This window comes from Muricoccus nepalensis, assembly GCF_006438825.1.
GTDB classification, from domain to species: domain Bacteria; phylum Pseudomonadota; class Alphaproteobacteria; order Acetobacterales; family Acetobacteraceae; genus Roseomonas; species Roseomonas nepalensis.
On record NZ_RCZP01000131.1, the window covers coordinates 1 to 846 of the forward strand.

1 pseudogene is annotated in these 846 nt (G+C 84.5%); it reads left to right on the plus strand.

From position 1 onward, the window contains the following. Positions 1-846, plus strand: a pseudogene (locus EAH89_RS31710) (hypothetical protein); the annotation flags it as partial.

Sequence of the window (846 nt, forward strand, 5' to 3'; positions counted from 1 at the left end):
CGCCGCGCCGCGACGGCCGCCGAGGCCGACGAGGCCGCCGCGCGCGACGCCGCCCGCGCTGCCGCCGAGCGCGCCCGCCGCGCCGCCGAGGGCCATGACCGCCTCGGGCGGGAGCACGCCCAGGCCCTGGACGCCTGCATCCCCGCCGAGCGCCAGGAGGCCGCCCGCCGCGAGGAGCGCGAGGCCGCCCGCGCCGCTGAGGCCGCCGCCGAGGCCCTCTCCGACGCCGAGGGCGCCCGCGCCGCCGCCGCCGCCGCGCTCACCCGCGCCCGCTCCGCCGAATCCGAGGCCGGTGCCGCCCGCGCCCGCGCCGCGGCGGAGGCGCAGGGCCTGGCCGCGCTGCTGCGCGCCGGGGACGGCGGCAGCGCCGCGCCGATCCTTGATCTCGTCACCGTCCCGCCCGGCCTCGAGGCCGCGCTCGGCGCCGCGCTCGGCGAGGCGCTGGACTGCCCGGCCGACCCGGCCGCGCCCCGCCACTGGCGCAACCTGCCGCCGCTGGCCGCACTCCCCGCCCTCCCCGAGGGCACGACGGCCCTGGGCGGGCTCGTCCAGGCCCCGCCCGAGCTGGCGCGCGCCCTTTCCCAGATCGGGCTCGTCGAGGACGAGGCGCGCGGGCCCCTCCTGCAGGCCGCGCTCGCGCCCGGCCAGGCGCTCGTCGCCCGCAGCGGCGGCTTCTGGCGCTGGGACGGGCTGGGCGCCCATCCGGGTGCGCCGAGCGCCGGGGCCGAGCGCCTTCGGCAGCGCAACCGGCTCCGCGCGCGGGAGGCGGCGCGGGACGCCGCCGACGCCGCCCTCGCGAAGGCCCGCGCCGAGGCGGAGGCCGCCCGCGCCGCCGATGCCGCCGCC